General features: G+C 64.2%; 8 protein-coding genes. 5 read left to right on the plus strand and 3 right to left on the minus strand.

Going from position 1 to position 6539, the window contains the following annotated elements; all coding sequences use genetic code 11:
• The first annotated feature begins 56 nt into the window (after window positions 1-56).
• The 3 genes from ACWV17_RS19770 to ACWV17_RS19780 all read left to right on the plus strand — a co-directional run bounded on the left by ACWV17_RS19770 (window position 57) and on the right by ACWV17_RS19780 (window position 1997).
• A complete protein-coding gene (locus ACWV17_RS19770; RefSeq protein ID WP_455360778.1) occupies window positions 57-818 on the plus strand; it encodes a hypothetical protein in 762 nt (253 codons plus the stop codon).
• Window positions 819-975: 157 nt separating this feature from the next.
• Complete coding sequence (locus ACWV17_RS19775; RefSeq protein WP_455360779.1) at window positions 976-1731, plus strand: GntR family transcriptional regulator; 756 nt, start codon at window positions 976-978, stop codon at window positions 1729-1731.
• Complete coding sequence (locus ACWV17_RS19780) at window positions 1728-1997, plus strand: hypothetical protein (RefSeq protein WP_455360780.1); 270 nt, start codon at window positions 1728-1730, stop codon at window positions 1995-1997. Before ACWV17_RS19775 ends, ACWV17_RS19780 begins: the two co-directional genes overlap by 4 nt.
• A gap of 144 nt (window positions 1998-2141) precedes the next feature.
• On the opposite strand, the gene ACWV17_RS19785 is transcribed toward ACWV17_RS19780, so the two are convergent.
• Both ACWV17_RS19785 and ACWV17_RS19790 read right to left on the minus strand, forming a co-directional pair.
• Entirely contained in the window at window positions 2142-2813 is a 672-nt protein-coding gene (locus ACWV17_RS19785; protein WP_455360781.1) for an 8-oxoguanine DNA glycosylase OGG fold protein, read from the minus strand.
• A 638-nt stretch (window positions 2814-3451) separates the two neighbouring features.
• Window positions 3452-3580 (minus strand): hypothetical protein, encoded by a 129-nt coding sequence (locus tag ACWV17_RS19790; protein ID WP_455360782.1) that lies wholly within the window; start codon window positions 3578-3580, stop codon window positions 3452-3454.
• Between the two features lie 1281 nt (window positions 3581-4861).
• Between ACWV17_RS19790 and ACWV17_RS19795 the strand changes: the two genes are divergently transcribed.
• Window positions 4862-5209 carry a LuxR C-terminal-related transcriptional regulator gene (locus ACWV17_RS19795; protein ID WP_455360783.1) on the plus strand — a complete coding sequence of 116 codons (348 nt, stop codon included), beginning with the start codon at window positions 4862-4864 and terminating at the stop codon, window positions 5207-5209.
• Window positions 5210-5575: 366 nt separating this feature from the next.
• Window positions 5576-5836 carry a hypothetical protein gene (locus ACWV17_RS19800; RefSeq protein WP_455360784.1) on the plus strand — a complete coding sequence of 87 codons (261 nt, stop codon included), beginning with the start codon at window positions 5576-5578 and terminating at the stop codon, window positions 5834-5836.
• Window positions 5837-5955: 119 nt separating this feature from the next.
• Here ACWV17_RS19800 and ACWV17_RS19805 read toward each other — a convergent pair whose 3' ends face one another.
• Window positions 5956-6171, minus strand: a complete 216-nt coding sequence (locus ACWV17_RS19805; protein WP_455360785.1) for a hypothetical protein — start codon at window positions 6169-6171, stop codon at window positions 5956-5958.
• Window positions 6172-6539 lie beyond the last annotated feature (368 nt).

Genomic DNA, 6539 nt, shown 5'->3' on the forward strand with positions numbered 1-6539 from the left:
TGGCCGATCTCGACCTCGCTATGAGTCGGAGACGTCCGTCCTCTCGACGGGTACTCATGGATGCGCGCGCGGGAATCATCAACTCCTACGGCGACTACGAGGACGTACTGCGGGATATTCGCCGGTTCACGTCACTTGCCAACGGTTCCGATGCGCTCACCAAAGCCCTTCTGGGTAATTACGCACTTCTGGACAGGGGGCGGCCCCTGGAAGATCTTAGGAACTCAATCTTCCTGACAGCGCTGTCCCGCAACTCTCGGTGCCCGCTGTGCGAAAGAGCCCAGGTCTGCGCACTCGATCACTTCCTCCCAAAGAATCATTTCCCGGAATATTCAATTCTAGCCGACAACCTTGTCCCTGTTTGCGAAAGATGCAATCGACTAAAGGGCGACGAGTGCGACAGGGCTGACGGGTTGCTCATGTTTCACGCATACTTCGACGAATTCCCGGACACAGAAGTACTATTCGCGGAGATAGATGTCGACAACACCGTCTCGATCAGATATTCCTTGCACCCCACCGATGAGATTGACAACCTCACCTTCGAGAGAGTCAAGAGGCAATTCGATACACTTGACCTTTTCGATTTCTATCAAATGGAGGCCGTGGCCGAGCTAACGGATCAAGTCGACCTGTACGATGAAACGTATTATTCCTTGGGCGATTCGGGGCTTCGATCGATCCTCGGCGCCTTGGCTCGAGGGGCTGAAAGAAAGGGCATGAATTACTGGAAGGCGGCACTTTACCGCGCCCTATCAAGAAATGAAGAATTCTGCAGTGGCGGCTATCAGAAGCTGCTCGCAACGTTGATGAGCTGACTGCATAATTTTTGAGGCGGCCCCGCCAATGGAACTCCTTCGCCTGGATTCATGGCTTCAATCGCCCCCGCGCCAGCAATTAGAGACACGACGATGTCCGAAGCCTGGCGCAAATTCGGCCGCACCCTCATATCCCGTCGACAACTAGATTTTCCATATGCCTGAGCAGCCGCCCTACCTGCGCATCGCCGACGAACTCCGTCGGCGGATCGCGGAGCACGAGTGGATGCCCGGAGATCGGCTTCCCGCCCGGGCCCAGATCGCCCAGGAGTGCGGTGTGGGCGAGAACGTCGTCCGTCGCGCGCAAGAGCTCCTCGTCTCCCAAGGGGTGCTGGAGGGGCGGGCCGGGTCCGGAACGTGTGTGGCCGAGCCCCGGCAGCGGGTACGGATGGTTCGCTCCGCGGCGCGAGAGCAGCCTGACGGATCTCCCTTCCGCGCGGACATGAAGGCCGTGGGGAAGCACGGTGGCTGGGAGAGCCGGACCGATGCGAAGGCTCCGGCGTCCACGGAGATCGCGGCTCGGCTCGGGGTCTCCGAGGGCGACCTGTGTGTCCGGACCGTCTACGAGTTCCTTGCCAACGGTCAGCCAGTGCAGTTGTCGACGAGTTGGGAGCCGTACGACCTCACCGGGGGGACCCTCGTCGTCCTTCCCGAGGGCGGGCCCCACGCTGGGGCTGGCGTCGTGAACCGGATGGCCGAGATCGGCATCACGGTCAGCCACGCCGTCGAGCAGCCTGAGCCGCGACAGGCGACCGCCGAGGAGGCATCACTGCTCGGGATCCAGAAGGCCGCTCTCGTCACTCACATCCGGCGGACGTACTACAGCGACGAAGGGCGGCCCGTGGAGACGGCGGACATCGTCGTCCCCACCGCCCTCTGCGAGATCGTCTACGAGATTCCCATCAACCGGTGACGGGGGAGGTTCAGGTGCACAACGAAAGGCACGACGAGCGGCTGTCGGATGAGGAGCTGGGGCTCTTCATCCAGTACATGCACCGGTTCGCAAACCACTACGTGGATGCCTTCCTGAACCAGGAAGTCGGCTACCCCGAGTATCCCGTCTACGTGACTTTCAGCAGGGCTCCGGAGCCGGGCATCGATGTCTCCTCAGTCCATCGGCGACCGTTCACGGACCGGCGGCGGACGACATCCACAACGGATATCAACGACGGTGGATGACAGGAGTCCAGCATGGCTGCCACGGCATCCGCGAGCAGCAGCCGAACTCCTCATGTCGGTGCTCACGGCCGTGCCCGATGCGTGCCCGACAGGTCGGTAAACCACGGTCAACAGCGGGTGCCAGGGAGAGCCCGATTCCCAGGCTCAGGGCTCGTCTACGCGACCGTTCAAATGGAAGAGGAGCCACTCGAGCCAGTCCGCCGTGACTCCCAGAGACACGGCCCAACCGTGCATGGAGCTGACGTAGGTGGCGTATCGGGTCGGCCAATGGCGAGTGCCGGCAGCCTTCCAACTGGACCACCCGAGGGCGTTCAGCGAACGAAAGACCCGATCGTCGAGGATCAAGGCCCGGTCACACGTGGCATCGCGTTCGTCCACGGCCGCGAACCACTTCGTGAAGAAGGACCGCCCCACCCCGTTGAGGACGAACTGCCGGTAGGCCCCGCTAAGGTCGCCGTCTCGGACCGCTTCGCGCGTGGTCCGGAGGACATCGGGCATGCGGGCATCGGACAGGGCCGCTTCGGTGTACCGCGGCCCGCGTCCGTTCGTGGTGCCCGAGCCCCAGATCATGACGGCTACGAACAGGTCCCTCAGGCTGTCGTTACCGTCGCCAACGCGGTCACGGAGGTCGGCCAAGTCGTCCCGGCTAATGAGACGGTCACCGCTCTGCCCGTTCGCACATCCAACGCCGATATCGAGTACGTGCGCCGCTCCGTGCGGCTCCAGCCGTGAGTGCCATGTTCCCGGGCGGAAGCGCACTGGCTTCTGTTCGCAATCGCCGTAGCGAATCACGAGCTTTTGAAGCTGTTCCATCATGCGCCCCTGGCCATGACAGCGTCGTCTCGTGTGCCCTTGCGGACCAGTGCCATGGGCCCTCCTCACAGAGGATGCTAGCGAGTCGGCCCTGCCGCCCGTCTCAGTTTCCGTCTCATTCAGCGCAGTTCGCGGCCGTTCAGGCGAGACCGAAGCTGGTAGCCGTTGCCACGGCCGGACGCCCATGAACGCAGGTGAGCGGTCCAGTCCGCAGCCCCTGGGACCACCAACAGACTTGGAAAGCGTGTTGGGGGCAACCCCTCACGAGTTCGAATCTCGTATCCTCCGCCAGTGCCTCACCGGGCACGATGTCGATGGGCCCCACCGCTTGCGGTGGGGCCCATCGACGTGTGTGGTTGCAGTTCCCGGCTATCGCCCGTTGAGGACAGACCGGCACACGCTGCAGTACATGGCGGCGTTCCGCCCGTAGCGCCGCATCAGCTGACCGCAGTCGGCACACAGACCGAACTCCCACGGCGGGCATCCCAGTGCGGCGGAGGCGGCGACACGCTCTACGGCGGTGATCCGCAGCGGGCCGCGGGAGCACTGGACTGGCATACGAGGCAGCGTGAAGCCGCCTGTCGGCTGATCGAGATCACGAAGGGGCCGGCCATCACTGAGAACCAGCCCTCTTCTCCCGCTCAGCAGATGCGGTCGATCTCCTGCTCGGCGAAGGTTATTACGTAGTCAGCGTCCTCGTCCGGGGCTGCGGGAAGGGGAGTCTTCTCGCCGACGATCTCCTCCCACAGCGCGCGGTCGTCCGCCGACACCCACATGTGCCAGCCGGCGCGGCCGTCCCTCGGCTAGGCACGTAGACCGGGACGCTTTCGCCCGTCGCGCTCTGCAAGACTAGCTCCTCGATGTGGACGGGCTTCCGCTGCGGGAGGCATAGCGCGGGCACGAACCAGTCCTCGTGAATCGCGGCGGCGATGTCCTTCCACGGCATATCGTCGACCCGTGCCCACGGTGCCCGGTCGATCAGGGAAACCGTCCGGTGCTTCGCCACCCACAGGGGGTCATGCCGTGCTCCACGGCGTTGGACCGAGCGCCGGTGCACGCTGGGGGCTGGGTGGTGGTACTGGATCTCCCAGCCGATCCTGAGGCCACCAGGTCCGGTGACGACGGCGTCTGAGACGCTGTGCCGGTTGACCAAGAGACCTCGGCCTCGGCGTCCAGGCCGCACCGCCCGGCGGTCTCGATGATCCGTTCCTGGGTGGCTTTGTGCTGGGCGCTCTCCGCCGGGGTCGCCTTTGTGCGTGATCGGCAGGTGCGAAGCGACGAGCGGCCGCCGGCCCCCGACCCGTCCTCGGCGGATGAACATCCAGGGCGACTTGCCACCCGACTCCGACTGGCAGGGACGTTCCCGCCCGATCACCCGTTGCGCGGGTACCGGTTCATCCAGGTGTCGGCACCTCGCTTGGGGACGGCAACGTGCTCGCCGGAAGCCGGGCGAGCTCCCACGCCGGCGCGTGCGGGTAGAAGGACAGGTACTCCAGATCGGGCGCGGCCTTCAGTACGTCGGCAAACCGCGTGGATGCGGCGAATTCCTGCGCGGCGGACCAGCAGAGCGCCGGTCACCACGCGTGGTGAGGCCTGGGGGGGCTTGGGAAGCGACGGTCCTCTACGCCTGTTCAGCAGCGCGGTATGAACAGCAGAGCATGCTGTCGTGGGTGCGGCTACTTCCCCGGCGAGACAGGGGACTTCTCCTTCAGCATCAAGGGGACGATGCTAGTGAGGTCTTCCTCGGATACTGCCCTCGGAAGGACCCTGCCAGTCTCCCCGAGCGGTCGACGAAGGCGGCGAGGCGACGCTTGGTTGTGCGGCTGTGCACGTGTGCACGGTTTTCCCCCTGCGGCTGTGGTGTTTGGTGGAGCGAGCAACGAGTTTATGGATTCGCTAAGTTGGCCAAAACTGTCGCTTGGTGCATTGCCCTCGAAGCCCCCCATATCTGGTGTGCTCCTGTCAGTCCGGGAAGCTAGGTTGGATGTGGATCACCGCGGCACCAGGGCACGGGGCTCTGCTGGGAACAGCGGGATCAGGAAGGACCAGCCATGACCAAGCGGTCCGATGCGGCAGATACGGCTTGTGCTTACCGGCGAATCGGGGCTGACCCGGTGCGGGGGATCGGGAGGCTGAAAAGGCTGACGGACCGGGAGAAGGAAGTCCTTCTCCTGTTGGGTACGGGGTTGGGTAACCGGGAGTTGGCGCGAGAGCTGGGTATCGCGGAGCGGACGGTGAAGGCGCACACCGCGCGGATCGTGGAGAAGCTGGGGCAGCAGACGCGTTTGCAGGCCGCGGTGTTGTCCGTGCTCGCCCACAACGTACTGTGTGTCGATCCGTGCTGCGCGTGCCGGGAGGATGCACTGCCGCCAGGCTTCCCAATGCCGTCTGTCGCGTGAGTAATGGCCTCGTCCGGCCCCCCTGCTCGGGGTCGGACGCGGCGTCTCCGCAGGGTGTCCTTGCAGGCAGCTGACCGGACCGAATCCGACCGCGGCAAGACCGGATCGAAGATCCACCTGATCACCGACCGCAAACGGAATGCCCATCTCCTTGGGTATCTCCGCCGCCACACCCACGACAGCCTCGCCCAATGCCATGACCGGAAAACCCGCAGCCCCACGCCCGTGCGTGAGGTTAATCTCACAGGCGCCCATACGCGCGGTGCAGAGCCGGGGCACTCTTGGAAAGTGCCATGATGGAGCGTGTGCAGGAACCGCTTTCCTGCGTGTCGGACTACGTCGACGCCCACCAGCAAGGAACCCGACATGGCCACCGGATCCACCGACAGTCCCGCAACCCTCTACGGGCCCGTCTCACTCGTCCTCGGCATCGTCGCCCTGATCGCCGCAGTGTTCGCCGGCTTCATCGGAATCGCGATCCCGCTCCTGGCCGGCAGCCTCGCCATCACCTTCGCCATCCTCGGCCTGGCCCACAAGCTCAACCGAGGCCAGTGCGCCATCGGCCTCGCCACCGGTTCCCTCAGCGTGCTCTACCCGGTCTTCCTCGTCGCCGCCTTCAGCGCCTGATTCCTCCCATATCACTGGGAGGACCCGACACAGCCCGGCCGGTCAGGACTGGCCCCACTCTTGCCAGGCCCGCTTCGCCCCGCTCCACTTCTCCAGGTACCGCTTCGACTTCGGCGTGTTCACCTTCCCGATGTTGCCTTGCTACGCCACATACTGATGACCGTCACGTCCAGGTACTTGCCGACTTGCTGTTCTTGAGCGAGTACAGGCCGGGTCTTACCGATCTTGCTCAGCGTCCACCGCTGCGTCTTGTCGCTCTTGCAGCACTTGTCGAAAATCAGCAGAAGAGCGGCCGAAGCACTGGCCAACACCAGCTCCCGCGTCGTCGGCGGCATGCGAGATTGCCCCTTCAGGGATTCGCCAATACATCAAAGCAACCCTGGACACTGTCAATTCTTCTATCAGTTCTTAACTTTCCCTTGAACAGCTCCCTTTGCGCCATTGACATACCGGTCTCTCCGTCATCACACGGCAATTGACCCAGCCAAAGAACGCCTCTACCCGCCACGCCCGACCTGCCTAGAGCCGTCCTGTGGCGCCACCCCCATATCCGCCGCAGCCGCCATGGTCACCGACCCCGCCTGCGGCCTCACCCCGCCCCACGCCGCGGCACTCGAATGGGACACCGTGTCGGCGTACGGCCTTAGCTCCCCAGTTGTGTACAGACGAACGTCCCCAGACGTCAGGCCACTTCGGTCTCTCG

Source organism: Streptomyces mabaensis (assembly GCF_053763515.1).